Source organism: Candidatus Pelagibacter communis (assembly GCF_001180185.1).
Taxonomy (GTDB): Bacteria; Pseudomonadota; Alphaproteobacteria; order Pelagibacterales; family Pelagibacteraceae; genus Pelagibacter; species Pelagibacter ubique_F.
The window spans coordinates 49041-74815 of the sequence record NZ_CVSS01000044.1 but is presented as its reverse complement, the minus strand read 5'-3'; the positions used below and the strand labels follow the sequence as shown (position 1 = coordinate 74815).

At 29.8% G+C, this 25775-nt stretch carries 22 protein-coding genes, 1 tRNA gene and 1 pseudogene; 7 read left to right on the top strand and 17 right to left on the bottom strand.

All coding sequences use genetic code 11. The features are described from left to right. Positions 1-23: 23 nt before the first annotated feature. The 4 genes from ppdK to AMN95_RS03920 are packed head-to-tail and all read right to left on the bottom strand — an operon-like array spanning position 24 to position 6435. Positions 24-2684 (bottom strand): pyruvate, phosphate dikinase, encoded by a 2661-nt coding sequence (gene ppdK, locus AMN95_RS03935; protein ID WP_075522675.1) that lies wholly within the window; start codon positions 2682-2684, stop codon positions 24-26. Continuing rightward, positions 2677-4749 (bottom strand): glycine--tRNA ligase subunit beta, encoded by a 2073-nt coding sequence (gene glyS, locus AMN95_RS03930; RefSeq protein WP_075522674.1) that lies wholly within the window; start codon positions 4747-4749, stop codon positions 2677-2679. The genes ppdK and glyS overlap by 8 nt, the downstream gene beginning before the upstream one ends. After that, positions 4749-5639, bottom strand: coding sequence for a glycine--tRNA ligase subunit alpha (locus AMN95_RS03925; RefSeq protein ID WP_075522685.1), 891 nt, complete (start codon positions 5637-5639; stop codon positions 4749-4751). Before AMN95_RS03925 ends, glyS begins: the two co-directional genes overlap by 1 nt. Beyond that, the gene (locus tag AMN95_RS03920; protein ID WP_075522673.1) at positions 5629-6435 is read right to left on the bottom strand and encodes a S49 family peptidase; all 807 of its coding nucleotides are present in this window, start codon (positions 6433-6435) and stop codon (positions 5629-5631) included. Before AMN95_RS03920 ends, AMN95_RS03925 begins: the two co-directional genes overlap by 11 nt. Before the next feature lie 111 nt (positions 6436-6546). Here AMN95_RS03920 and AMN95_RS03915 point away from each other — a divergent pair, with 111 nt between their 5' ends. After that, positions 6547-7560 carry a polyprenyl synthetase family protein gene (locus tag AMN95_RS03915; RefSeq protein WP_075522672.1) on the top strand — a complete coding sequence of 338 codons (1014 nt, stop codon included), beginning with the start codon at positions 6547-6549 and terminating at the stop codon, positions 7558-7560. Here the strand turns inward: AMN95_RS03915 and pdxH are convergent. Then, the gene (gene pdxH, locus AMN95_RS03910; RefSeq protein WP_075522671.1) at positions 7557-8183 is read right to left on the bottom strand and encodes a pyridoxamine 5'-phosphate oxidase; all 627 of its coding nucleotides are present in this window, start codon (positions 8181-8183) and stop codon (positions 7557-7559) included. The two genes, AMN95_RS03915 and pdxH, sit on opposite strands and share 4 nt — an antisense overlap. A gap of 33 nt (positions 8184-8216) precedes the next feature. Here pdxH and aroC point away from each other — a divergent pair, with 33 nt between their 5' ends. Then, on the top strand, positions 8217-9299 hold the full coding sequence (aroC, locus tag AMN95_RS03905; RefSeq protein WP_075522670.1) for a chorismate synthase: 1083 nt from the start codon (positions 8217-8219) through the stop codon (positions 9297-9299). Positions 9300-9302: 3 nt separating this feature from the next. On the opposite strand, the gene dxs is transcribed toward aroC, so the two are convergent. The 3 genes from dxs to AMN95_RS03890 are packed head-to-tail and all read right to left on the bottom strand — an operon-like array spanning position 9303 to position 12320. After that, positions 9303-11213 carry a 1-deoxy-D-xylulose-5-phosphate synthase gene (gene dxs / locus AMN95_RS03900; protein ID WP_075522669.1) on the bottom strand — a complete coding sequence of 637 codons (1911 nt, stop codon included), beginning with the start codon at positions 11211-11213 and terminating at the stop codon, positions 9303-9305. After that, the gene (locus AMN95_RS03895) at positions 11213-12085 is read right to left on the bottom strand and encodes a polyprenyl synthetase family protein (RefSeq protein ID WP_075522668.1); all 873 of its coding nucleotides are present in this window, start codon (positions 12083-12085) and stop codon (positions 11213-11215) included. Before AMN95_RS03895 ends, dxs begins: the two co-directional genes overlap by 1 nt. After that, complete coding sequence (locus AMN95_RS03890; protein ID WP_075522667.1) at positions 12075-12320, bottom strand: hypothetical protein; 246 nt, start codon at positions 12318-12320, stop codon at positions 12075-12077. Before AMN95_RS03890 ends, AMN95_RS03895 begins: the two co-directional genes overlap by 11 nt. Positions 12321-12340: 20 nt before the next feature. Here AMN95_RS03890 and AMN95_RS03885 point away from each other — a divergent pair, with 20 nt between their 5' ends. From AMN95_RS03885 to AMN95_RS03875, 3 genes are all read left to right on the top strand, one after another. Next, a complete protein-coding gene (locus AMN95_RS03885) occupies positions 12341-13279 on the top strand; it encodes an L-threonylcarbamoyladenylate synthase (protein WP_075522666.1) in 939 nt (312 codons plus the stop codon). Further along, a complete protein-coding gene (locus tag AMN95_RS03880; RefSeq protein WP_075522665.1) occupies positions 13272-14006 on the top strand; it encodes an ABC transporter ATP-binding protein in 735 nt (244 codons plus the stop codon). The genes AMN95_RS03885 and AMN95_RS03880 overlap by 8 nt, the downstream gene beginning before the upstream one ends. Before the next feature lie 217 nt (positions 14007-14223). Continuing rightward, positions 14224-14784, top strand: coding sequence for an ABC transporter permease (locus tag AMN95_RS03875; RefSeq protein ID WP_338140170.1), 561 nt, complete (start codon positions 14224-14226; stop codon positions 14782-14784). 1 nt (position 14785) lies between these two features. Here AMN95_RS03875 and AMN95_RS03870 read toward each other — a convergent pair. Further along, positions 14786-14862 (bottom strand) — tRNA-Arg (locus tag AMN95_RS03870). A gap of 23 nt (positions 14863-14885) precedes the next feature. On the opposite strand from AMN95_RS03870, the gene AMN95_RS03865 reads away from it, so the two are divergent. Together AMN95_RS03865 and rpoH are read left to right on the top strand one after the other, a co-directional pair. Beyond that, a complete protein-coding gene (locus AMN95_RS03865) occupies positions 14886-15866 on the top strand; it encodes an RluA family pseudouridine synthase (RefSeq protein WP_075522663.1) in 981 nt (326 codons plus the stop codon). Positions 15867-15906: 40 nt separating this feature from the next. Further along, complete coding sequence (rpoH, locus tag AMN95_RS03860) at positions 15907-16800, top strand: RNA polymerase sigma factor RpoH (RefSeq protein WP_075522662.1); 894 nt, start codon at positions 15907-15909, stop codon at positions 16798-16800. Here the strand turns inward: rpoH and AMN95_RS03855 are convergent. The 8 genes and pseudogenes from AMN95_RS03855 to pal form a co-directional block, all read right to left on the bottom strand. Continuing rightward, positions 16797-18089: an adenylosuccinate synthase gene (locus tag AMN95_RS03855; protein ID WP_075522661.1), complete on the bottom strand. Its 1293-nt coding sequence runs from the start codon at positions 18087-18089 to the stop codon at positions 16797-16799. The genes rpoH and AMN95_RS03855 overlap by 4 nt on opposite strands. Beyond that, entirely contained in the window at positions 18089-18901 is an 813-nt protein-coding gene (gene thiD / locus AMN95_RS03850; RefSeq protein ID WP_075522660.1) for a bifunctional hydroxymethylpyrimidine kinase/phosphomethylpyrimidine kinase, read from the bottom strand. The genes AMN95_RS03855 and thiD overlap by 1 nt, the downstream gene beginning before the upstream one ends. Position 18902: 1 nt before the next feature. Next, positions 18903-20234: a phosphoglucosamine mutase gene (gene glmM / locus AMN95_RS03845; RefSeq protein ID WP_075522659.1), complete on the bottom strand. Its 1332-nt coding sequence runs from the start codon at positions 20232-20234 to the stop codon at positions 18903-18905. Continuing rightward, positions 20234-21286 carry a dihydropteroate synthase gene (gene folP, locus AMN95_RS03840; RefSeq protein WP_075522658.1) on the bottom strand — a complete coding sequence of 351 codons (1053 nt, stop codon included), beginning with the start codon at positions 21284-21286 and terminating at the stop codon, positions 20234-20236. The genes glmM and folP overlap by 1 nt, the downstream gene beginning before the upstream one ends. Before the next feature lie 6 nt (positions 21287-21292). Continuing rightward, positions 21293-23184 (bottom strand): annotated as a pseudogene (gene ftsH, locus AMN95_RS03835) (ATP-dependent zinc metalloprotease FtsH). Positions 23185-23228: 44 nt separating this feature from the next. Then, on the bottom strand, positions 23229-24254 hold the full coding sequence (gene tilS / locus AMN95_RS03830) for a tRNA lysidine(34) synthetase TilS (protein ID WP_075522657.1): 1026 nt from the start codon (positions 24252-24254) through the stop codon (positions 23229-23231). Next, complete coding sequence (ybgF, locus tag AMN95_RS03825; protein ID WP_075522656.1) at positions 24217-25200, bottom strand: tol-pal system protein YbgF; 984 nt, start codon at positions 25198-25200, stop codon at positions 24217-24219. Before ybgF ends, tilS begins: the two co-directional genes overlap by 38 nt. Positions 25201-25283: 83 nt before the next feature. After that, positions 25284-25763, bottom strand: a complete 480-nt coding sequence (pal, locus tag AMN95_RS03820; RefSeq protein ID WP_179850349.1) for a peptidoglycan-associated lipoprotein Pal — start codon at positions 25761-25763, stop codon at positions 25284-25286. Positions 25764-25775 lie beyond the last annotated feature (12 nt).

Sequence of the window (25775 nt, the reverse complement as noted above, 5' to 3'; positions counted from 1 at the left end):
AAATCCACAGCTCCCAAAGATCATTATTTATTTAATAATTCTGCCTGTGCAGATGCAAGTCTTGCTATCGGAACTCTGTAAGGTGAGCAAGAAACATAATTTAAACCTGCTTTACTACAAAATGATATACTTTTTGGATCTCCACCATGCTCTCCACAGATCCCAAGTTTAATTTTCTTATTTTGTTTTTTTCCTTCTGAAACAGCAATCGAAATTAAATCTTTAACACCCTCATCGATCGAGATAAAGGGATCTATTGAAAAAATTTTATTATCTATATAATCATTAAGAAATTTTCCACTATCATCTCTACTTATACCAAATGTTGTCTGGGTTAAATCATTGGTACCAAAACTGAAAAATTCAGCATGTTTTGCGATATCCCTAGCTTTAATTGCTGCTCTAGGAAGCTCAATCATCGTCCCAACTGTAAAATTAATCTTAATTTTATTTTCATCTTGAACTCTTTTTGCAATATTTTGGACTAGGCCTTTCATAATTTTTATTTCTGCTTCAGTTGATACCAAAGGTATCATAATTTCGGGTATTGCTGCTTTTATATTTCTTTTTTTCAATTCTACAAGCGACTCGAATATTGCCCTACTTTGCATTTCATATATTTCTGGATAAGAAATTCCTAACCTACAACCTCTGTGTCCAAGCATAGGATTTTGTTCATGCAGTTCTGATATTCTAGATCTCACCTCTTTGATATCTGCACCTACGATATTTGCAATTTCTGAAATTTCCTTATCAGAATTTGGTAAAAACTCATGTAGAGGTGGATCGAGTAAACGCACTGTTACAGGTAAATTGCTCATAATCTTAAAAATTTCTATGAAATCTCTCTTTTGATGTGGAAGTAACTTTTCAAGGGCTTTAGCTCTGTCCTCTTTAGTTTTTGATAAAATCATTTCTCTTACAGATAAAATTCTCTCCTCATCGAAAAACATATGTTCTGTTCTACAGAGACCAATACCTTCGGCACCAAAATCTCTTGCTATTTTAGTATCTGCCGGAGTTTCTGAATTTGTTCTAACCTTTAGTTTTCGTACCTTATCCGCCCAACTCATTAATTTTGAAAAATCTCCAGAAATTTCTGGTTTGACAGTTGGTACGTCCCCTAAAATTATTCTTCCAGTTGATCCATCAATGGTAATAAGATCACCCTCTTTAACTATAGTACCTGCAGTTTTGAAAATCTTTTTATCATAATTTATATCTATTTCACTCGATCCTGATACACAGGGTCTTCCCATTCCTCTTGCTACTACAGCAGCATGACTTGTCATACCACCCCTAGCAGTTAATATCCCTTTTGCGGCATGCATTCCCTGGATGTCCTCGGGAGAAGTTTCTATCCTAACTAAAATAGCCTCTTGCATCATGCCATTTAATCTTTCAGCCTCTTCAGATGTAAAAACAACCTTTCCACTTGCTGCTCCAGGTGAGGCGGGTAGACCTTTAGCAATAACATTTATTTTACTTTTTTCATCTAAAGTTGGATGAAGTAAAGAGTCTAAAGAATTTGGGTCAATTCTTAAAATAGCATCTTTTTTTGTTATAAGTTTTTCTTTGACCATGTCCACAGCAATTTTAACTGCAGATTTAGATGTTCTCTTTCCTGATCTAGTTTGCAATATCCACAAATTATTATTTTCTACAGTAAACTCAACGTCTTGCATATCTCTATAATGCTTTTCTAATTTTTTTAAAATTTTTTCTAATTGTTCAAAAGTTTTTGGCATTGACTCCTCCATTGAGGCATTTTTTGCTTTAGCTTTTGTTCTTGCTTTTTTAGTAATGTATTGAGGTGTTCTAGTTCCTGCTACAACATCCTCACCTTGAGCATTTATCAAATATTCACCATATATATCATTAGATCCGTCAGAGGGGTTTCTGGTAAAAACTACACCAGTAGCACAATCGTTTCCCATGTTTCCAAAAACCATTGACTGTACATTTACAGCCGTACCCCATTCTGAAGGAATATGATTTAATTTTCTGTAAATTTTTGCTCTATTACTGTCCCAAGACAAAAAAACTGCACTTATTGCACCAAATAACTGATCATTAACGTCTTGTGGAAATTCTTTTTTTGTCTTGTCTTTTACAATATTTTTGAAATCTCCTATCAAGCCATCCCAATCACTTTCATCAAGCTCAGTATCAAGCAGCACACCTTTAGTTAACTTGTAATTTTCGATTAATTCCTCAAATAAATGGCTTTCAACACCCATAACTACATTTCCATACATTTGGATAAATCTTCTGTAACTATCTTTAGCAAATCTTCCATTTAAAGTTTTATTTGATAATGCCTTTACAGTTTTGTCATTTAAACCAAGATTGAGAATGGTATCCATCATTCCTGGCATAGAAACTCTAGCTCCAGATCTAACAGATAATAAAAGTGGATTTTTTAAATCTCCAAATTTTTTTTTAACATTTTTCTCTATAACTTTAATTTCAGCTTTAATTTTTTGAATTATGTTTGAGTTAAGTTTTTTTTTATTTTTAAAGAATAATTCACAGACATTTGTTGATATAGTAAATCCTGGAGGTACAGGAAGTCCCATTCGTCCCATTTCAGATAAATTTGCACCTTTGCCACCTAAAACATTTTTTGGATACTTTATTCCCTTGGTATCTTTTGAATTAAAATTAAAAATCAGCTTATTCATTAATATCTCTGATTAATTGAAAATTTATAAAAGTTTCACAGGTTTTACAGAAGAAATTAATCAGTTCCAATCTATTTTTTTTAACATTTTCACTGTCATCATTTACTTTCACATTGTCAAAGAATGCAAAAACCTCTTTCTTTGCAGTAGACATTAAAACTAATGTTTCATTAAAATTATGTTTTTTTGAAATATCAGAGAAATGTCTTCTTAATTCTTCAATCTTTTTATATAAGTTTTTTTCAAAATCACTCTTGAAGATACCAGGATCAGTTGTATTTGCTAAGGCATTTTCAATATTCTTGACCTCTGAGTTTAAAATATTAGAGGCTCTTTTGTATGTAGATATTATATCCTCACCAATAGGCTTATTAATAACTTTATTTAAACAATTAGACTTTTCAAAAATATTTGAGATCTTATTTAAATTCAAATCTTTTGATGATGCATCAATAATGTCATGTCTTATACCCTTTTCTTTAAGATAATATTTAAACCTCTCTTTCAAAAAATTTACCAAATCTTTTTGTAATTGTTTATTTGAAAATATAAAATTTTGATCTAAATAGTAATTAGTTGAATAAGTTAATAAATCAGTTAGTTTCAGGTCAATCTTATTTTCAATAATTAATCTAATTATACTTAACGCAACTCTTCTAAGAGCATACGGGTCTTTTGAGCTTGATGGTTTTTCATTAATACCAAAAAAACCACTTAAAGTATCAATTTTGTCTGTTAATGATAAAGCAATACTATAAAGTTTTTTTGGGACATTTGAGTGAAGACCAATAGGTAAATATTGATCTCTAATCGCTTCAACAACATCTTTATCAAAACCTTGAGCACTTGATAAATGACTACCCATTATTCCTTGAAGCTCAGGAAACTCACTTACACTTTCAGAAATTAGATCTGTTTTACATATTGATGCTGAAAGCTCTACTTTTTCTTTACTTATCAATAATTCATCAGAAATTAATGCTCCAAGTTTTCTCATTCTTTGGACTTTGTCATAATAAGTACCAAGCCCTTTGAAAAAATTCATAGACTTAAGTTCAGAAACTTTTTTTACAAGGTTCTGTGATTTATCTTTATTCCAAAAAAATTCTGCATCACTTAATCTTGCTTCAATAACTCTCTCATTTCCAATTTTAATTAATCCTTTTTTATCAACATTGTTTGAAATAACTATAAATTCATTTGTTATCTCATCTTTTTTTGTAAAGAGCGGAAGATACTTTTGATGAGATTGCATTGTTAAAATTAAAATTTCTCTAGGTATTGATAAAAATTTTTTATCGAATGAACATGACAAAACACTAGGTCTTTCCACTAAATTAATTACTTCATCTAATAACTTTTCATTGTTATTTATTTTTAAGTTTTTCTTGTCTAGTATCTTTTTTATTTCAATTAAAATTTTTTTTTTTCTTTTTTCTTGATCTAATATAATGCCTTTTTTTTCAAAGAAATTTTTATAATCATTAAAACTAATGAATTTTTTTGTTTGATCTTCAAAATCTTTATCAATAAAAGTTAAATTAGACGATTTAAGATGTTTCAAATTAAAATCGATTACTTTTTTATCAAAAATACACAAGATTGATTTTAATGGCCTTCCCCAATTAAGGTCAAAATCACCCCATTTCATTGATTTTTTCCATTTGAAATCATTGATTATTTTTGGAAGAACATCTTTTAATAATTCTGAAGTTTGTAACTTAGTTTCTTTAGTTCTTAAAAAATAAAATTCACCTTTTTCAATTTTTTTTATGTATATATTTTTTTTATTTGAGTTCTGTGATTTTAAAAATCCCTCTAATGCTTGGGGTGGAGACGAGGTACTTGGACCCTTAATTTCAGTAGATTTACTTTTTATTTCTTTATCTATTCCTTGAAAAACAATAATTAATCTATTAGGAGTTGATATGGAAAACTTTTTTTTTGATTTTATAAATTTATCATCAAAAATCTTACAAATATTTTCAAATAATTTAATCCTCAAATCCTTTTGAAGTGAAACTGGAATTTCTTCGCTAAACAATTCTAAAAAAAATTCTGACATCACAACACAGCTTGTTGAGTTTCGATCCAGACCTCTGCTACTGATTTTACTATATTCCTGATCCTGCCTATGTAATCAGCTCTCTCTGCTACACTTATTGAGCCTCTAGCATCTAAGACATTGAAAACGTGACTTGCTTTTAGACATTGATCATAGGCTGGAAGTGAGATTTTATGTTTAATTAAAGATATCGCCTCTGCTTCATACATATCAAATATTTTAAATAAAACTTCTGTATTTGCATATTCAAAATTATACTTTGAAAATTCTTTTTCAGACTGGTGATATACTTCACGATATTTCACTCCATTATTATTCCACTCCAATTCATAAACATTTTTTTTTTGCTGTGTAAACATGCAGATTCTTTCTAGACCATAAGTAATTTCAACTGACACAGGCTTACACTCAAATCCTGCCATTTGTTGAAAATAAGTGAATTGAGTAATCTCCATACCGTCACACCAAACTTCCCAACCTAAACCAGCCGCTCCTAAAGTGGGACTTTCCCAGTCATCCTCAACAAATCTTATATCGTGATTTAAGTAGTCTATACCAATTACAGATAAACTATTTAAATAAAGTTTTTTGATATTACTCAAAGAAGGTTTAATTATTACTTGAAATTGATAATAATGTTGAAGACGGTTTGGATTTTCACCATACCTGCCGTCTGTTGGTCTCCTGGAAGGTTGAACATATGCGGCTTTCCACGGTTTTGATCCTAAAGATCTCAAAGTTGTTGCTGGATGAAAAGTACCAGCACCTACTTCAAGATCATAAGGTTGTAAAATTACGCAACCTTGTTTACTCCAAAATTTTTGTAAATTAAAAATTGTATCTTGAAAGCTTAGTGGTTTTGTTTTTGTCTTTTTTTTTTTAGAAACCATATCTTTGCCAAATTGATCTTTCATCTAAAATATTAGTTATTTTATCAAGTTGATCGTTTGAAGCTGATAGTTTCTTACTTAACCAGCTTTTAGATTTCTCAAATTTTTTTATAACTACATCATCTCCATACTTATTTTTTAAAATTTGGTTTATATCACCTATTTCATCTATCAAACCAAGTTGTTTAGCTTTATGACCAGTCCAAAATTCACCTGAAAATAGTTCAATTCCATCTTTTTTAAGTTTTGAGCCTCTACTATTTTCAACAACTTTAATAAAGTCTTGATGCAAGTCTAATTGAATATTTTTAAGTCTTTCAATATCTTCTTTTTTTTCATCTAAAAATGGATCAAGTGTACTCTTATTTTTTCCAGCAGTATGAACTCGTCTCTCTATACCTACTTTTTTAATAAGTTCAGTAAAACCAAAAGAGGAATAAATAACTCCAATCGAGCCTATAATTGAGCTTGAGTTTGCATAAATCTCATCCCCAGCACAAGCTATTAAGTAACCACCTGAGGCAGCAACATCCTCGGCAAAAACTATTACCTTTTTTTTACTTTTTTTTGCTTGATACCTAATATAATTGTAAATCATATGCGATTGCACAGGAGATCCACCTGGTGAATTTATTGAGATCGCAACACATGTAGCTTTTTTAAGTGAAAAAGCCTTTTGTATCATTTCCTCTTGTCCTGAGAAATCAATGCCTTGTCGAAACTTACCTACATTTCCTATGATCCCATTTAGCTTAATATGAGAAACTAGTTTTTTTTTTTTGAAAATAGATAACATTTTTAACTTTTATAGAAGTTTTTATTGATAATAAAGACTACTTATAATTGAAGTTTTGGGTGCGTCAATTGATAAGTAATAAATTAAATTTTATGTACTAATTTAATGACTATGGGAACTGTAGTTAAGCTTAAAAATCAAATTAATAACTCTTACTTTCAATTAAAGAATTCTGTAGAAGAAAAATTATTGTTAGTTGAGGAAAAGATTAAATCTAAACTTTCTAGTGAAGTGGAATTAGCAAATAAAATGACAGCTTATCATATTGATACTGGAGGAAAAAGATTAAGAGCTTTATTAACACTCGGTGCTGCAAGATTGTGTGGGTATAAAAAAGGATCAAGAGATATCAATTTGGCTGCATGTGTAGAACTGATACACGCTGCAACTTTGATGCATGACGATGTAATTGATGATGGTCAAATTCGTAGGGGTAAAAAAACTTTAAACAAAATTTGGAATAATCAATCCTCAATATTATTGGGTGACTATTTATTAAGTAGATGTTTTGAAATGATTGTTGATGACGGAAATATCGAAATTTTAAAATTACTTTCTGCTACATCTTCAAGAATTGCCCAAGGTGAAATACTACAGCTTCAACATAAAGGAGAAATTGATATGCTTGAAGAAACATATCTTAAAATAATTACTGATAAAACTGCAGCACTTTTTTCTGCCTCAACTAAAGTTGGAGCAATTTTGGCAGAGGTTGATACAAAGAAAAAAGAAGCACTAGAATTTTATGGAAGAAACTTAGGTCTCACATTTCAAATTGCAGATGATACACTTGATTATAATTCTGATTTAAAAATATTTGGAAAAAAAATTGGTCAAGACTTTTATGAAGGAAAAATAACTCTACCTATAATATTACTTTTTCAAAAAATTAATGATGATGAAAAAAAATTAATTAAAGATATATTCTCAAGTGAAGACAGAAAAAATAATGATTTAGATTATATTTTGAAACTTATAAAGAAATATAAAATTATAGCTGAATGTTATAAAAAAGCTCAACATTATATCGACTTAGCATCAAGTTCACTCTCAATTTTTAAAGATTGTAAAGAGAAAGATATATTAAATAATCTCACCTCATTTAGTATATCAAGAAATTTTTAAGGGCTTAATAAGATTTTTTTCCAGTTGCCGTCTGAAGTTTTAAAATATTTCAATCTCTCGTGAATTCTATTTTTACCATCTAACCAAAATTCGATACTATGGGGTTTTAAACTCCATCCCGACCAATGATTTGGTCTAGGTACTTTATTTTTGTCATCAAATTTCTTTTTGAACTTTTCAATAGCATTAAAAAGTTCATCTCTATTATTTAGCACAGAACTTTGATTGGAAGCCCACGCGCCAATTCTACTTTCATATGATCTTGTATCATAATATTCATCTGCTACCTGATCTGAAACCTGAGAAACATCTCCATTTATTCTTACTTGTCTCAATAAACTTTTCCAATGAAAACACATTGCCACATTAGGATTATCTATAATCTCATTTCCTTTTTGACTATTAAAATTAGTATAAAACACAAATCCATTTTTACTATACCCTTTTAAAAGTACCATTCTTACTGAAGGTATTCCATTTTTTGATGAGGTTGCAAGAGAAAGTGCATTAGGGTCGTTTATTTCTTTTTTCTTTGCTTCCCCATACCATTTATCAAAAAGTTCAAATGGTTCATCTGTGTCAATAAAACAACTATCTAGGCCTAAAGAATTTTTTTGATTCATAATTTTAACAAAATAATCTATACACTATAAATAATGTCATTTAACACTTTTGGAAAGCTATTTCGTTTCACTACTTGGGGTGAGTCTCACGGTACTGCAATTGGATGCGTAATTGACGGTTGTCCACCTCTAATTGATCTCACAGAGCAAGATATTCAAAGAGATCTCAATAGAAGAAAACCTGGTCAATCAAAATTTACAACTCAAAGAAAAGAAAGTGATAAAGTTCAAATTTTATCTGGTGTATTCGAGGGAAAAACTACAGGTACGCCTATTTCATTAATTATCTATAATGAAGACATGAGATCAAAAGATTATAGTGACATAAAAAACAAATTTAGACCAGGACATGCAGACTTCACTTATTTTAAAAAATATGGAATTAGAGATTATAGGGGAGGTGGAAGATCATCTGCTAGAGAAACTGCTGCAAGAGTTGCAGCAGGTTCAATAGCAAAAAAAGTATTAAATAAAAAAATTGGAAAAATGTTTAAGATAGTTGGAGCAGTTACACAGCTAGGTATTTTAAAATGTGACACAAATAATTGGAATGAAAATATAATAAATAAAAATCCATTTTTTTGTCCTGATAAATCTATGATAAAATTATGGGAAAAATATTTATTAAGCATCAGGAAATCTGGATCTTCGTGTGGCGCAATTATCGAAGTAAGAGCTAATGGTGTTCCTCCAGGTTTAGGTGCACCAATATATTCAAAATTAGACTCTGATATTGCCTCAGCAATGATGAGTATAAATGCGGTTAAAGGAGTAAATATTGGTTCTGGCATGAATGTAGCGATGCTAAGTGGTGAGGATAATTCTGACCAAATATTTAAAAAAAATAAAAAAATAAATTTCCAATCAAATAATGCAGGAGGAATTTTAGGAGGAATTTCTTCTGGACAAGAAATTGTAGTTTCTTTTGCTGTAAAACCAACATCATCAATTTTAAAAAAAAGAAAGACTATAGACAAATTTGGAAAAAATACGTCTATATCAGTAAGGGGGCGCCATGATCCTTGTGTTGGAATAAGAGCTGTGCCAGTTGGTGAAGCGATGCTGGCTTGTGTTTTACTAGACCACTATTTAATGCATAAGGCTCAATGTAAATAAAAACTATTTTTGTTTTTGTAAAACAATATTAGAATTTATTAAATCTAAAATTTTATCCTCTATGGATTTTGCATCTAGTCCAGCAAATTTATACATTTTTTCTGGCATATCTTGATCTATAAACATATCTGGAAGTGTCATAGATCGAAATTTTAAATTTGTATCTAATAAACTTTTTTTAGATAAAAAATCTACAACGTGAGATCCAAAACCTCCTATAGAGCCTTCTTCGATAGTTAAAATTGACTCGTGATTAGTTGCTAATTGCCAAATCAAACTTTCATCTAAAGGTTTAGCAAAACGAGCGTCAACAATAGTTATATTTATTCCTTTTTTCTTTAAATTATTTGATGCATTAATTGTTTCCTTAAGTCTTGCACCAAAATTTAATATTGCTAATTTTTTTCCTTCTTGGATTACCTTTCCTTTACCTATTTCGATTGTTTCATTTATTGGTGGTAAAGTAGCTCCTACGCCTGATCCTCTTGGAAACCTAAAGGCGGAAGGTTTATCATTAATATTAACTGAGGTATTAATCATTCTAACCAACTCTGCCTCATCACTAGCTGCCATTACAACAAAATTTGGTAATGTTGATAGATAAGTTGTATCAAATGATCCTGCATGTGTTGGCCCATCTGCTCCAACTAAGCCAGCTCGATCTATTGCAAAACGAACTGGTAAACTTTGAATTGCTACATCATGCACAACCTGATCATATGCTCTTTGTAAAAATGTTGAATAAATTGCTGCGTAAGGTTTATAATTTTCTGTAGCCAACCCAGCTGCAAAAGTAACCGCATGTTGTTCAGCAATACCTACATCAAAAGTTCTATCTGGAAATTCTTTACCAAAATCAGTCAAACCAGTTCCATCTGGCATTGCAGCTGTGATAGCTACTATTTTGCTGTCATTTTTAGCATGCTGAATTAACGTATTAGAGAAAACTTTAGTATAAGTTGGCATCTTACTACTAGATTTATACTGAATTCCTGTACTTATATTAAATTTAGAAACACCATGATAATGATCACTTGCTTTTTCAGCATAAGAATAGCCTTTTCCTTTTTTTGTTTTTATATGAATCAAGATGGGTCCTTCATGCTTTGAATCTTTTACGTTTTTTAAAATAGGGATCAAACTTGTTAAATCGTGACCATCTATAGGTCCTATATAATAAAAACCCAATGAATTGAACAAAGTTCCTCCTGAAATAGCAGATCTGAATAAATCTTCAGCCTTGCCTGCCTTTGCACTAAATCTTTTTGAAAAGGATGAGATAATTAATTTAATAGTTTCTCTTAAACTAAAATATATTTTACCAGAAAAAATTTTTGCTAGGTAAGTGCCCATAGCTCCAGCTGGTCTTGCGATTGACATATCATTGTCATTTAAAATTACTATCATCTTTGTTTTGGAGACACCTGCGTTATTCATGGCTTCATATGCCATTCCGCCACTTATTGCTCCATCGCCAATAACTGCAATTACATTATCTTTTTTGTTAGATAGTTTATTTGCCTGAGCAATACCAAGAGCTGATGAAATTGATGTAGAGCTATGAGCAGCTCCAAAAGGATCATACTCACTTTCTGATCTTTTTGTAAAACCAGAAATTCCTCCACCTTGACGTAAGGTTCTAATCTTATCTTTTCTACCAGTTAATATTTTATGTGGATAACTCTGATGACCAACATCCCAAATTAATTTATCCTTTGGGGTATTAAATACATAATGAAGTGCAACAGTAAGTTCAACTACTCCTAAGCTAGCTCCTAAATGTCCTCCTGTTTCTGAAACTGCATTAATTGTTTCTTCTCTTAATTCATCAGAAACTTTTTGTAATTCTAATTCAGAAATTTTTTTGAGATCTGTTGGAAAATTTATTTTATCTAAATATTTGTAATTACCCATTATCTTTTACGATTTAAAATAAAGTTAAGTGTATTGATCAAATCATTTGATTTTGGACCATATTTATTAATTTTGTTTTTTAATCTTTTAATTAAATTATTACTATATTTAATAGAGTTTTTGTGACCAAGTAAACTAATTAATGTAGCTTTTCCTTGTTTTTTGTCTTTTTTAGTTTTTTTTCCAGCAGTTGATGATTTTCCACTGTGATCTATCAAATCATCTGCAATTTGAAATAAAAGACCTAACTCTGAACCCACATTATCAAAAAATTTTATCTCTTTGTCACTCCTTTTTTTGATTATAAGAGGCGCTGTACAACAAAAACTAAATAATTTTCCTGTTTTTTTAATCTCCATTTCTATAATTTTTTTTTTGGAAACTTTTTTATGTTCATAACTTAAATCTAAATATTGCCCCCCTGCTATACCTAAATGACCAGAACATTCAGAAATCTTTTTTATGAGATTAATCTTAACCTCATCACTTATTTTGAGTGAGTCGTTAGATAAAATTTCATAAGCCATTGTTAAAAGCGAATTTCCTGCCAGAACAGCTGTAGACTCCCCAAATTTTATATGTGTAGAAGGCTTCCCTCTTCTTAACATATCATTATCCATACATGGTAAATCATCATGAATTAAAGAATAAGAATGAATACACTCTATAGCAGCACCAACAATAATTAATTTTTTATAATCCACATTAAAGATTTTTCCAACATCAACTAAAACTTTAGATCTTATTTTTTTTCCTCCTGAGAAAAGTCCATAACTCATAGGATGTATCAATGGAGATTTATTTTGTTTCTTTAAAAAACTCTTTAAAAAAATATTTGTATCTTTTGCAATTTTATTCAGTTCAAGTTGCATTTTTTTTTACAGATATATACTTTATCTTTTCTTTAGTTTTAAAGTTAATCTCTTTTGCATTTTTTTGGAATTTTTTTTCAATTAAATTATTTAATCGAAGTAAATCATGGTATTTTTCTATCTCAGGTTCAATATTTTCGAGATTTTCTAAATATTTAACAATCTGATCAGCTTGACTTGTCAATTCTTCAAGGCTCATACTCTCATAATGGATTTGTTTATTTTTATCTTTCATATATTAATTTCTGATAATACATGAAATATAATCTTGCAAATATTAAAAAAGCAAAATTTTTACTTGATAGACATGAATGTGTTGCAATTCCTACTGAAACTGTTTACGGATTAGCAGCCAATGCTTATTCGGATAGAGCAGTTAACAAAATTTATAAACTAAAAAAAAGACCTAGCAATAATCCATTGATAGTTCATTATTTCAATTTAAATGATTTAAAAAGAGACTGCATATTAAATAATGATTTTCTTAAACTTTATAAAAAATTTAGCCCAGGACCAATAACTTATATTTTAAAATTAAAAAAGAACTCAAAAATTTCAAAAATTGTCACTAACAATAAAAAAAATTTAGCAGTAAGGTTTCCGAAACACTACATTGCTAGAAAACTTTTAAAATCACTAAATTATCCTTTAGCAGCACCAAGTGCTAACATCTCATCTAAATTAAGCCCAGTATGTTTTCAAGATGTCAGAGATAATTTTGGAAATAAATTGAAATTGATTTTAGACGGAGGTAGATGCTTAGTAGGACTAGAGTCTACAATAATATCCTTATTTGATAATCCAAGAATATTAAGACTTGGGGGCTTGGAAGTCTCTAAAATTAAAAGAATACTAAAAAAGAATATATTAACAAAATTAAGCTCTTCTAAAATTTCTTCTCCAGGTCAAATGAGAGTACATTATTCACCTGGTATACCTATTAGGTTAAATGCAAAAAAACCAAAAAAATATGAGGCTTACCTCTTATTAAAAAAAAATAAGAAATTCATTAAAAATGTTTATATTCTCTCAAAAAATGGCGATCTTAAAGAAGCTGCAAAGAATTTATATAAAACCTTGAGGAAAATAAGAAAGGATAAATTTAAATCGATTGCAGTTAGAAAAATTCAAAATTCTGGTTTAGGAAAAACAATTAATGACCGATTACTAAGAGCATCAAAATTCAATGGATAATTGTCTTGAAATAAACTCTTTAAATAAAATTTTTAATAATGTTGAAGCTGTTAAAAATATATCTTTCAGAATTAAAAAAAATGAAATTATTGGTTTACTAGGTCCAAATGGTTGTGGAAAAACAACTACAATGGGAATGATTTTGGGATTATTAAAACCTACGAGTGGCACTATATTCATAAACAATAAAGAAATTGAAAAAAATAAAATAGAAATTCTTAAAAAAATTAATTTTATATCTCCATACATTGAGCTTCCGAAAAAACTTACAGTTCAACAAAATTTAAATATTTATGGAAAACTTTATGGAATTAAAAATATAAAAAAAAAAATAGAATATCTCTGCGAAAAACTCAGGTTAAATGAAATTATTTACAAAATTACAGGAGAACTTTCATCTGGACAAAAAAATAGAGTGAGTCTAGCTAAAGCAGTAATAAATGACCCAATTCTCTTGCTTTTAGATGAGCCAACTGCCTCTTTAGATCCTGAAACTGGAGACTATGTTAGAAGTTTTTTAGAAAATTATCAAAAAGAAAAAGCAAATTCTATCTTATTGGCTTCTCATAATATGAATGAAGTAGAAAGATTGTGCTCCTCAATATTTTTGATGAAAGCTGGATCAATAATTGACTCTGGAAAACCAAAGGAACTTATTTCAAAACATGGTAGAAAAAACCTTGAAGAAGTCTTTTTAAAACTGACGAGAAAAAATGAATTTGATTAGAATGTACGGTCTATTCTTGAGACACTTTTACTTAATTAAGGGATCTTTACCCAGAGTCTTAGATTTAATTTATTGGCCGTCTATACAAATAATTTTATGGGGTTTTATTTCAAAGTTTTTTACAAATTATAGTGATTATTATAACAACACTATAGGAGTGATATTGACATGTGCTATTCTTTACGATTTTTTATTTAGATCCAGTATAAGTTTTAATATGCTTTTTTTAGAGGAGATTTGGAGTAGGAATTTTACAAACCTTTTTATTGCTCCTTTAACGACAAAAGAAATTATCACATCTTTAATTTTTACTGCTTTAATAAGAACATTAATTGGATTAGTTCCAGCAATAATACTAACATCGCCCTTATTTGGGGTTTCAATTTTAAAGCTTGGAATCCCATTGTTATTTCTTTTTTTAAGTTTATATATTTTTGGAATTACCCTTGGGATTATGGTGAGCTCAGGTTTACTAAGATACGGTCCTTCATTTGAAAATATAGCCTGGTCATCTTTATTCTTACTTGCTCCTCTTGGCTGTATTTATTATCCGATTGATATTCTGCCTAATTTTTTTCAAATATTGGCAAAAGTTTTACCATTGGTATATATTTTTGATGAGGCACGAAATATTCTTATCAATGGCTCTGTAAATTATAGCAATATTTTTTATGCATATTTTCTGAATATAATTTACTTGTGTTTAAGCATAATTTTATTTTATGTTTCCTTTTCCAAAGCACGAGAAAAAGGTACATTAATAAATATGGGAGAATAAATGGTGCGCCTGCTAGGAGTCGAACCCAGAACCTCCTGATCCGAAGTCAGGCGCTCTATCCAGTTGAGCTACAAGCGCATATGATATTAATATAGCATTTTATGGAAAAGAAAATAAGTTTAGTGGTAAATCAAGAGGATCATAATAAAAGAGTAGATGCTTTTATAAATAAATTTCATCAAGAAATTAGCCGAACTAGAATTAAAAACCTAATTTTAAGTGAAAAATTAAAAATAAATAACGTCAAAAACATTAATCCATCAAAAAAGATTAATAAAAATGATCTTGTTGAATTAATAATTCCAGAACCAAAAAAGGCATCGTTAAAACCTTTTAAATATGAACTTAATATCATCTATGAAGATAATGATTTATTAATAATTAATAAACCACCAGGAATAATAATGCATCCTGGTGCTGGAAATTATGATAACACAATTGTTAATGCTTTAGTCAATTATGATAAAGAATCATTATCAAACATTGGTGATGAACTTCGTCCAGGTATAGTGCACAGAATCGACAAAAATACTTCAGGCTTGGTTGTTATAGCTAAAAATAATTTTACACATGAACACTTATCTAAACAATTTAATAAACATACAATTTTAAGAACTTACCAATTACTCACTTGGGGTAAATTAAGACCTTCAAATGGAAAAATTGAAACTTTGATAAAAAGAAGCACAAAAAATCGCCAGATGATGGAGGTAAGTAATATTAAAGGTAAAAAAGCTATTACAAACTATAAAACTTTAGAGGTTTTTGAGAATGATAATACTCCCACTTTAAGTTTCTTAGAATGTAAATTGGAAACAGGTAGAACTCATCAAATTAGAGTTCATATGAACTATTTAGGAAATAGCATAGTTGGAGATGATACGTATAAAAAAAAATTCAAAAAAATTAAGATTATTGATGAAAACTTAAAAACACTTCTTAATAATTTGAAGAGACAATTTTTACATGCTAAAACTTTAGGATTTACTCATCCAAAAACAAACAAAAAAATGATTTTCACTGCAAATTTGCCAGATGATCTTGAAAAAATTTTAAAAATCCTAAGAAATACTAAAAAATAAGTCATTGAAAAATTAAAATATTGAATTAGATAAGCTATCTATGACTGTGGCTATAAATAACAATCTACCTGCCCTCAGCAATGAAGGGGGTTTGTCTGCATACCTAGACCAAATAAAAAAATTTCCTATGCTTGATGCTGAAGAGGAATATATGTTAGCAAAAAATTGGAAAACAACCGGTAATATCAAATCTGCAGAAAAACTTGTCACAAGCCATCTAAGATTAGTAGCTAAAATAGCAATGGGATATAAAGGTTACGGTTTACCAGTAAATGAAATGATTTCAGAAGGCAATCTAGGACTTATGCAAGCTGTTAAAAAATTTGAACCAGAAAAGGGTTTCAGACTTGCAACATATGCTATGTGGTGGATAAAAGCTTCTATTCAAGAATATATCCTAAGATCTTGGAGCTTGGTAAAAATTGGAACAACTACAGCTCAAAAAAAATTATTTTTCAATTTAAAAAAAATTAAGAATCAAATAGCGCCAGAATCAGAAGGTGATTTGAAAGATGAACATGTTAATGAAATCGCAAATAAACTAGACGTAAGTAAAGATGAAGTGGTTTCAATGAACAGAAGATTGTCTGGAAAAGAATTCTCCCTAAATGCGCAAGTGGGTGAGGATGGTGATGAATGGCAAGATTGGTTGGTTGATAAAGAACTAGACCATGATCTGAAATTTGCTCATCAAGAAGAGATGGAAAATAGAAAAGGTTTACTAAAAGATTCAATTAATATTTTAAATGAGCGTGAAAAAGAAATACTTCATTCAAGAAGATTAACAGATGATCCAATGACTTTAGAAGACCTAAGTAAAAAATACAAAATCAGTAGGGAAAGAGTAAGACAGATTGAGAACAAAGCGTTTGAAAAACTTCAAAAACATATGTTATTGCAAGCTAAATCTAAAAATCTTTTACCTGTTAATTAAATTTCAAAAGGATTTTCAATTAAAATTGTATCATCTCTTTCTGGACTAGTTGATATACTAGATATCTTAGCTCCAATAAAATCTTCAATAGCATATATATAATTTTTTGCATTTTCAGGTAATTCATTAATATTTTTAATTCCATTAGTTGAAGATTTCCAACCAGGAAAAATTTTGTAAATAGGTTTTATCTTTAATTGGTCCTCTACAGCTGCTGGAAGATAGTCTAGTTTTTTTCCATTTAATTCATATTCAGTACACATTTTTAGCTCATCTAACTCATCTAAAACATCTAGTTTTGTTAATGCAATTCCATCAATTCCTGAAACTTTAATTGTTTGTCTTACTAACACACCATCAAACCAACCACATCTTCTTTTTCTGCTAGTTACAGTTCCAAATTCTTTTCCTCTGGTTCCAATTAATTCACCAATTGAGTTGTTTAATTCAGTTGGAAAGGGTCCTTCGCCAACTCTAGTAGTGTAAGCTTTTGTGATACCAAGCACATAATTTATAGAATTTGGTCCACACCCAGTCCCCGTTGCTGCACTAGAGGCAACTGTATTTGAAGATGTTACGAAAGGATAAGTTCCGTGGTCTACATCTAATAAAATACCTTGAGCGCCTTCAAACAATATTTTTTTTTTTTGTTTTTTATACTGATCTATTTTTAACCATACTGGCTCTGAAAACTGCAGTATTTCTGGGGCAATTTTTAAAAGATCTATTTTAAGTTGATCTTTTTCAAAGATTTTTTTTCCAAGACCTTTTCTAATTGCATTATGATGCATTAAAACTGTTTCAAGTCTTTGATCCAAATTCGTTTCAGACCTTAAATCCATTACTCGAATTGATCTTCTTCCAACTTTATCTTCATATGCTGGCCCAATGCCCCTTCTAGTGGTACCTATTTTACTTTTTCCAGCTGCATCCTCTCTAATTTCATCCATTTCACGGTGAAATGGTAAAATTAAATTAGCCGCCTCAGAAATCATAAAATTCTTAGAGTTAACCTCCACACCTTTTTCTTTAATCTCTTTTATTTCATCTAATAAAGCCCAAGGGTCAACAACTACTCCATTACCAATAATAGAAATTTTATTTTTTCTAACAATGCCTGAAGGCAATAATCTAAGCTTATATGTAATGCCGTCTATCACAAGAGTATGTCCAGCATTATGACCTCCTTGAAATCTAACTACTATATCTGCTTGTTCCGATAACCAGTCTACAATCTTACCTTTTCCTTCATCTCCCCATTGTGAACCTACTACAGCAACATTTTTCATTATTTAAATATTTTTTTTAATTTAATCGAATTAAGATGATTGATTGGACCATGTCCTTTTCCAATTTTAGGGTTAGTTAATATTGCTGAATTTACATATTTAATTCCTAGCTCACAAGACTTCTTTAGAGTTTTTCCACATGATAAAAAAGAAGTAATTGCCGTTGATAATGTACAACCTGTACCATGAGTGTTTTTAGTTTTAAATCTATTACTAGAAAATATTTTAATTTCATTTTTATTAACAAAAATATCATAAACTTTTTTAGAGTTTAAATGTCCTCCCTTAATCAAAACATTTTTAGCACCAGACTTTATTAATTTCTTTGATGCAATGATCATTTCCTCTTTAGTTGATATTTTTAGGCCAGTTAAAATTTCAGCCTCTGGGACATTTGGTGTTATTAATAAAACTTTTTTAAGTAATTTTTTTTTCATCAATTTAATAGCTTTTTCATTTATAAGTTTTGATCCTCCTTTTGCTACCATTACAGGATCTAAAATAACTTTTTTAGTTCTAATTTTTTGTAAAGATTTCATTACATTGTTTATCACTTTTGTTGAATGTAACATTCCAATTTTGATCGAGTCTGGTTTAATGTCTTTGGCTGTATAAACTATTTGCTTATAAATTTGATCAGGCGGAATTGGCACAATAGATTTAACACCTTTTGTATTTTGAATAGTTACAGCTGTCACTGATGTCATAGCATAAATTCCTAAGCAAGTAGCTGTTTTTACATCTGCCTGAATACCTGCGCCACCTGATGAATCAGATCCAGCAATAATTAATATTTTTGACCTCGGTTTCAAATTATTTTATTTTTTTTATAATAATATTTAAACATTTAGAAAGAAGAGATATATTATTACTTTCTCCCATTACTCTAATTTTTGCTTCTGTCCCAGACTTTCTAACTAAAATTCTCCCTTTACCTTTTATTGTTTTTTCAGCTAGCTTTATGGCACGTTTAATACTAGGTTTTTTAATTATATTTTTATCTTTCACTTCGATATTTTTTAACAGTTGAGGTATTTTTTTAAATTTATTAAAAAATTCACTAGCTTTTTTTCCTTTTCTTAATGCAAATAATGATTCTAGAGCAACTAATAAACCATCCCCTGTTGTTGCAAATTTCCCTAATATGATATGACCCGACTGTTCGCCACCCAAATTAAATTTATTTTTTTGCATTTTTTCTTTAACATACCTATCACCAACGTCTGCACGTATAAATTTTATATTTTCTTTTTTAAAAAATTTTTCAAGACCATAATTAGACATGAGTGTTCCTACTACACCTCCTTTAAGCATTTTTTTACTTTTCCATCTTGTCGCCAAAGCCGCAATTATTTGATCTCCATCAATAATATTGCTTTTTTCATCACACATTATAATTCTGTCAGCATCACCATCTAATGAGATGCCAATATCTGCTTTGTGTTTTCTTACTGCAGATCTAATTTTTTCTGGAAAAGTTGAACCACAATTTTTATTAATATTTAGACCATTAGGTTTTACACCGATTGATATAACTTTTGCCCCCAATGACTTCAATAACGCAGGTCCTGCTTTATAGCCTGCTCCATTTGCACAATCAATTACAATTCTAAGCCCCCTAAGATTAAATTCTTTTGTAAAATTTCTTTTTAATATTTTAATATAATCTTTGGTTCCAGTTTCTAATCTTTTTACTCTTCCTAGTTTTTCTGGTTGTGAAAGATTTTTTGTAATTTTTTTATCTATAAGGCCTTCAATTTTCTTCTCAATTTTATCTGATAATTTCATTCCATCAGGACCGAAAAGTTTTAAACCATTGTCGTAATGTGGATTATGAGATGCAGTAATCATTATACCCATATTTGCATTCATAACTTTTGTTAACATAGCCAAACCATTAGTGGGAAGAGGCCCTAACGTATAAACGTGCATTCCAGCTGAGGCCAAACCAGATACTAACGCAGGTTCTAAGCTATAGCCTGATAATCTTGTATCTTTAGCAATTATTGCTGTTTGTTTTCTTTTTTTTTGAGATTTAAAATATGTTCCACTTGCTAATCCAAATTTAAAAAACATGTCTCCATTTATATTTTTACTATTGATAGCCCCCCTAATACCGTCGGTACCAAAATATTTTTTTGTCATTAATTATTAATTAATTTTTTAAAAACTTTTAAACTTTGTATTATCTCATTAACATCGTGAACTCTTAGTACTTGAACCCCTTGCATCATAAGATAGATAGAGGAAGCTATCGTTCCTCCAATACGAAATTTACTATCATTTTTCTCAACTAATTCCTTAATAAATTTTTTTCTTGAATTACCAACAAGTATAGGAAAACCAAGTGCATGAAAAATAGAAATATTGTTTATTAGACTCATATTATGTTTCAAATTTTTTCCAAAACCTATCCCAGGGTCTAAAATAATATTGTTATGTTTTATGCCTATTGATCTTAAAAATTTTATTTTTTCTTCAAAAAAATCGTATATATCTAATATCTCATTTTTATATTTAGGTTTTATTTGCATATCTTCAGGTGTTCCTTGGGAATGATGTATCACAAATGGAATCTTAGATTTTTTTAGTACATTGATAGTTTCTATGTCGAAACTTAAACCTGACACGTCATTAATCAACTCAACCCCTATATCAATACCTTTTTTCATTATTTTAGATTTTCTAGTATCAAGAGATAATGGAATCTTTTTACTTAATGACTTTAAAATATGATTAATTCTACTCCATTCTAAACTTTCATTTACTGTTTTTGATCCAGGCCTTGTTGACTCGCCTCCAACATCTATCAGGTTCGCACCACTACTTAAAAGATAGATTGCATGTTTCAAACTTTTTTTTTTTGAATTAAATTTTCCACCATCTGAAAAACTATCTGGTGTTAAATTTAATATACCTAGAATATTTGGAATTTTTTGAAAATTAAAATTTGAGAAATTTTTTTTTTTTGATCTTATTTTTTTTAAATCTAAAATAATCTTTTTTTTTAATAATTTAGACAAGTTTTTTATCTGATCAATATGAATTATTTTTTTTGACTTTCTAGTTATTATTTCTATTTGATCAAAAGAAACTTCTTTAAGTTGATGCAGTGGAATAGCTTTTTTTCTTGCTACAAGATTTTTAGATTGATTGCCATAATAGAAATTACACACTCTTGTGTAATATCTTTCCATAAAACTTTAATGGACTATTTTAGGCTTTAAACCCATCGAGCTCAAAGCTGAACCTTTATCTTCATCATCAACTTTAAGACCTTGTTTATCAGTTGGATAAACGTTTTTATTAATCAAATTTTCAATCTCATCACCGGATAATGTTTCATAAGTTAATAAAGCTTTTGCAAGTTTATGAAGGTCATCAATTTTTTCAGTCAATATTTTTCTAGCTCTTTCATAACCTTTATCAACTATTTTTCTTATTTCTGAGTCTACTTTTCTTGCAGTCTCTTCAGACATGTTTTGTTGTTTAGCTACAGATCTTCCAAGAAAAACCTCCTCCTCGTTTTCCCCATAAGCTACTGGACCCAATTCTTTGCTTAAACCTGCTTTCATCACCATTGCTCTAGCTCTTTTTGTTGCTTGCTCAATATCACTAGCAGCTCCTGTCGTTACCTTATCTTCCCCAAAAATTATTTCTTCAGCTACTCTACCGCCCATAGCTATAGCTAATTGCGCATGAAGTTGCTCTCTAGTTTGAGAAAGCTCATCTCTCTCGGGTAGTTGCATTACCATTCCTAACGCTCTGCCTCTAGGAATAATTGTAGCTTTGTGAATTGGATATGCTGCGCTTTCATTGATAGTGACAATCGCATGGCCCGCCTCATGATAGGCAGTAAGTGTTTTTTCCTCTTCTGTCATTACCATTGACCTTCTCTCTGAGCCCATCATAACTTTATCTTTGGCCTCTTCAAATTCAATTAAAGTGACTATTCTTTTATTTTTTCTTGCTGCTAACAATGCTGCCTCATTAACTAAGTTAGCCAAATCTGCGCCTGAAAATCCAGGCGTCCCTCTTGCAATAGTTCTCAAATTAACATCTGGAGCCATTTTAATTTTTTTTACATGAACTTTTAAAATTTTTTCTCTTCCAATAATATCAGGGTTTGCAACCACTACCTGTCTATCAAATCTACCTGGTCTTAACAAAGCTGGATCAAGAACATCTGGTCTGTTTGTTGCTGCAATAATTATTACTCCCTCATTTGTATCAAAACCATCCATCTCTACTAACAATTGGTTTAAAGTTTGTTCTCTCTCATCATTCCCACCACCTAAACCAGCTCCTCTACTTCTACCAACAGCATCTATCTCATCAATGAAAATTATACATGGCGCATTTTTTTTACCTTGTTCAAACATATCTCTAACTCTTGAGGCTCCAACACCTACAAACATCTCTACAAAATCTGAACCTGAAATTGTAAAAAATGGAACTTGTGCCTCACCAGCTATTGCTCTCGCTAATAAAGTTTTACCTGTTCCTGGGGACCAACTAATAATGCTCCTCTTGGAATTTTTCCTCCAAGTCTACTAAATTTTTTTGGATCTTTTAAGAATTCAACAATCTCCTCTACTTCTTCTTTTGCCTCTTCAACACCAGCAACATCATTAAAAGTTACTTTACCTTTCAATTCGTTCATCATCTTGGCTTTTGATCTACCAAAACCCATTGCCCCACCTCGTCCTCCTTGCATTTGGCGCATGAAAAAAATCCAAACAGCTATCAACAATAGCATTGGGAACCAAGACAAAAGGACACCAAACAAGGAAGGCATTTTTTCGTCCAAAGGTGCAGCAGATATACTTACTCCCTTATCAGAAAGTTTTTCAATTAAGTTTGGATCATTTGGAGCATAAGTAGAAAAACTATTTCCGTTTGAATAAACTCCTTTAATATTATTTCCTTGAATTTCAACTTTTAATATCTCACCATTATCAACAGATGTTAAGAAATCTGAAAAAATTATTTGATTTCCGCCTCTGACGTTTGCTTGAGGGTTTTTAAACATATTATAGAGACCAATAGTTAGAAAAACTATAATTGCCCACATCGCTAAGTTTTTAAAATTCATGTGGTATAAGATAAGAATTATTCTAAATTAAACAAGTGTCAAAATTAGTTCTCTTTATTAATTAATACTGTCTGATTGACCCTTTTTATCACACAACCAGCCAATGTTTCTTTGTTTAAGGTGTTTTTTTTAATTTTATTTAAAATATAGTCAATTTTTTTTCCCCTTGGAGAATGATACCTGCCTCCAATTTTTTTTAACGAATCAGAAAAGGACCTAAATACTACCTCATAAGGATTATTGAAAAAACTTTCATTTAGAATAAGACACTTTTTACCTACATTGAAAAAAGAATTTTTTTTTTTATTTTTTTCAATATAGAATTTTAAGGCTTGATCTGAGCTTTTTAAATTTTTTAATGTTAAAAATAATTTGTCTTTATCTAAGCCACTTTTTTTGAATTGATTCAAAATTGATCTTATTTTGATCCTCTTGAAAGCTTTATTCTCATTAGAGGGGTCATTCACAAAAAAATTAAAAACATAATTTGAAATAAATTCTAGATCTTTTTTACTGAATCTCAACAAAGGTCGTATCAAATTAATTGAGTTTAACTTTGTTTCTTTCTCTAATGAAACTAAACCTTTTAATCCACTGCCTCTTATCATTCGTATGAAAAAATTTTCAAATAAATCATCTAAATGATGACCGACAATTAAATTATTGATTCTTAATTTTTTACAACTTGATAATAATAGGTCATATCTTTTATTTCTGGCTACTGATTGAATATTTTGTAAGGGTTTTTTTCCACTCCAAGTTAATATATCAGCTTTAATATTGTAACTCTTTAGAACTTTCACTACTTTATTTGCCTCTTTAGTTGAATCCTTTCTTAATTTATGGTCCACTATGAAATATCTAGGATTTAATTTATTTTTAATAGAGTAAATTTTAGTCAAAAAAGCCAAAGCAAGACTATCAGGACCTCCAGATATAGCGACAACGAAATCTTCTTTAATATTAAAATTTTCCTCAAAAAAGTTATATAATTTTTTAATTTTCTTATTAGATAATTTAAATTTTAATTGTTTAGGAGTTTTGATTACATTCAAATTTTTGAGACTCATATTTAGCTTTTTGGATAACAGATTGATTAGCTTTTGGATATTGTTTTTCAACACCATTTATCATTTTGCATCCTTGATCTTTTTCTCCAATTTGAACCATCGATACACCTAATTTCAATAAATTTATTGGAGCTTTTTCCCCTTTAGGATACTTTTGATATCCCTCCAAATATGCTGATGCAGCATCAGTATAGAGTTGTCTTATTCTAAAAGTTTCTGCGTACCAATATTGTGCATTTCCGGCGAGCTCATGATCTGGATTAGATAAAACAAATTCTCTAAAAGCCCTCTCTGCTGTTGGATAATCTCCAACTTTTAAAAAACTTGTAGCAAATTCGTACTGTTTATTTGGACTTTCATCTGGCAAAATTTTTTCTTCTGCTTGAAAAGCTTCAGTAACTATAGACGCTGTTGTTTCGACTGATTGTATTTGTTGAGTTGTTTCATTAGTCTCAGTATCTTTGTATGATACAGAACCTAAATCTTGTGGTTCAGATGATCCAGGCAATTCTTTGTTTTCATCTGAAATTACTTTTTTCGAAATTTTTTTGTTAACATCATCTGAACTTAAAACAACTTCAATATCTTGAAACCTTATTTGATTATCAGCTTGAACTTTAGATAATCTATTTGATAATTTATCTAATTTAAAATTTATCTCCTCAAATCTATTAGTAAGCTCCTGAAATTGGTTTTCTATCTCTGACAATTTTAATAAGTGTCTTGTTAAAACATCCTCAGAATTATTATTCAAATCTGATAAACTTTGATTATCATTTGTTGTCTCTATAGATCCTGAGTAAACTGCTCTTTCAAGAGTTTTGATGTCTTTTTGGATTAATTCTAGAGTTTCATAAATATTGTGATTATCTGCTAGAGAATTTAGGTTAACAAGAAAACTTAATAAGAAAATTATTTTTGCAAATATTAGCTTTTTTAAATTCATTAAAATTATTTATGATTATAATAATGGCAAAAAAAAGACCCCCTAACTAGATAAATTAAGGGGTCTTTAAATAAAAATATTGATTAGTTAGCTTTGACTGTAACTGATCTTCTGTTTTTTGACCAAGCTAGTGGGTTAGATCCAGAGTCTACTGGTCTTTCTTTTCCATAACTTAAAACAGATATTCTGTCAGATGAAATACCATATGTCATTAAATAATCTTTAGCTGCGTTAGCTCTTCTCTCGCCTAAAGCTAAGTTATATTCCCTAGTACCTCTTTCATCAGCATGACCTTCTAATACAATTGTAACGTCAGAATTCTTTCTTAACCAAGCAGCTTGTTTTCTTAATGTCTCTCTTGATGCCGTAGTTAAAACTGACTCATTTGTTGCAAAGAAAACTCTATCAGGAACACCTGAAGCTAAATACTCTACAGTATCTGTACCTGTATAAACGTCACCTTGCATTTGACCTGTTGAAACTTTTTTCGTTGCACATGCACTTAATGCTAAACACGTTGCAACAACCAAAAGTAAATTTTTTAGAATTTTGTTTAATTTCATTATTACTCCTTG

Excerpts from the sequence above, each read along its gene's own strand:
- ppdK (WP_075522675.1), bottom strand. The coding sequence starts at position 2,684 with ATGAATAAGCTGATTTTTAATTTTAATTCAAAAGATACCAAGGGAATA.
- glyS (WP_075522674.1), bottom strand. The coding sequence starts at position 4,749 with ATGTCAGAATTTTTTTTAGAATTGTTTAGCGAAGAAATTCCAGTTTCA.
- AMN95_RS03925 (WP_075522685.1), bottom strand. The coding sequence starts at position 5,639 with ATGGTTTCTAAAAAAAAAAAGACAAAAACAAAACCACTAAGCTTTCAA.
- AMN95_RS03920 (WP_075522673.1), bottom strand. The coding sequence starts at position 6,435 with ATGTTATCTATTTTCAAAAAAAAAAAACTAGTTTCTCATATTAAGCTA.
- AMN95_RS03915 (WP_075522672.1), top strand. The coding sequence starts at position 6,547 with ATGGGAACTGTAGTTAAGCTTAAAAATCAAATTAATAACTCTTACTTT.
- pdxH (WP_075522671.1), bottom strand. The coding sequence starts at position 8,183 with ATGAATCAAAAAAATTCTTTAGGCCTAGATAGTTGTTTTATTGACACA.
- aroC (WP_075522670.1), top strand. The coding sequence starts at position 8,217 with ATGTCATTTAACACTTTTGGAAAGCTATTTCGTTTCACTACTTGGGGT.
- dxs (WP_075522669.1), bottom strand. The coding sequence starts at position 11,213 with ATGGGTAATTACAAATATTTAGATAAAATAAATTTTCCAACAGATCTC.
- AMN95_RS03895 (WP_075522668.1), bottom strand. The coding sequence starts at position 12,085 with ATGCAACTTGAACTGAATAAAATTGCAAAAGATACAAATATTTTTTTA.
- AMN95_RS03890 (WP_075522667.1), bottom strand. The coding sequence starts at position 12,320 with ATGAAAGATAAAAATAAACAAATCCATTATGAGAGTATGAGCCTTGAA.
- AMN95_RS03885 (WP_075522666.1), top strand. The coding sequence starts at position 12,341 with ATGAAATATAATCTTGCAAATATTAAAAAAGCAAAATTTTTACTTGAT.
- AMN95_RS03880 (WP_075522665.1), top strand. The coding sequence starts at position 13,272 with ATGGATAATTGTCTTGAAATAAACTCTTTAAATAAAATTTTTAATAAT.
- AMN95_RS03875 (WP_338140170.1), top strand. The coding sequence starts at position 14,224 with ATGCTTTTTTTAGAGGAGATTTGGAGTAGGAATTTTACAAACCTTTTT.
- AMN95_RS03865 (WP_075522663.1), top strand. The coding sequence starts at position 14,886 with ATGGAAAAGAAAATAAGTTTAGTGGTAAATCAAGAGGATCATAATAAA.
- rpoH (WP_075522662.1), top strand. The coding sequence starts at position 15,907 with ATGACTGTGGCTATAAATAACAATCTACCTGCCCTCAGCAATGAAGGG.
- AMN95_RS03855 (WP_075522661.1), bottom strand. The coding sequence starts at position 18,089 with ATGAAAAATGTTGCTGTAGTAGGTTCACAATGGGGAGATGAAGGAAAA.
- glmM (WP_075522659.1), bottom strand. The coding sequence starts at position 20,234 with ATGACAAAAAAATATTTTGGTACCGACGGTATTAGGGGGGCTATCAAT.
- folP (WP_075522658.1), bottom strand. The coding sequence starts at position 21,286 with ATGGAAAGATATTACACAAGAGTGTGTAATTTCTATTATGGCAATCAA.
- tilS (WP_075522657.1), bottom strand. The coding sequence starts at position 24,254 with ATGAGTCTCAAAAATTTGAATGTAATCAAAACTCCTAAACAATTAAAA.
- ybgF (WP_075522656.1), bottom strand. The coding sequence starts at position 25,200 with ATGAATTTAAAAAAGCTAATATTTGCAAAAATAATTTTCTTATTAAGT.
- pal (WP_179850349.1), bottom strand. The coding sequence starts at position 25,763 with ATGAAATTAAACAAAATTCTAAAAAATTTACTTTTGGTTGTTGCAACG.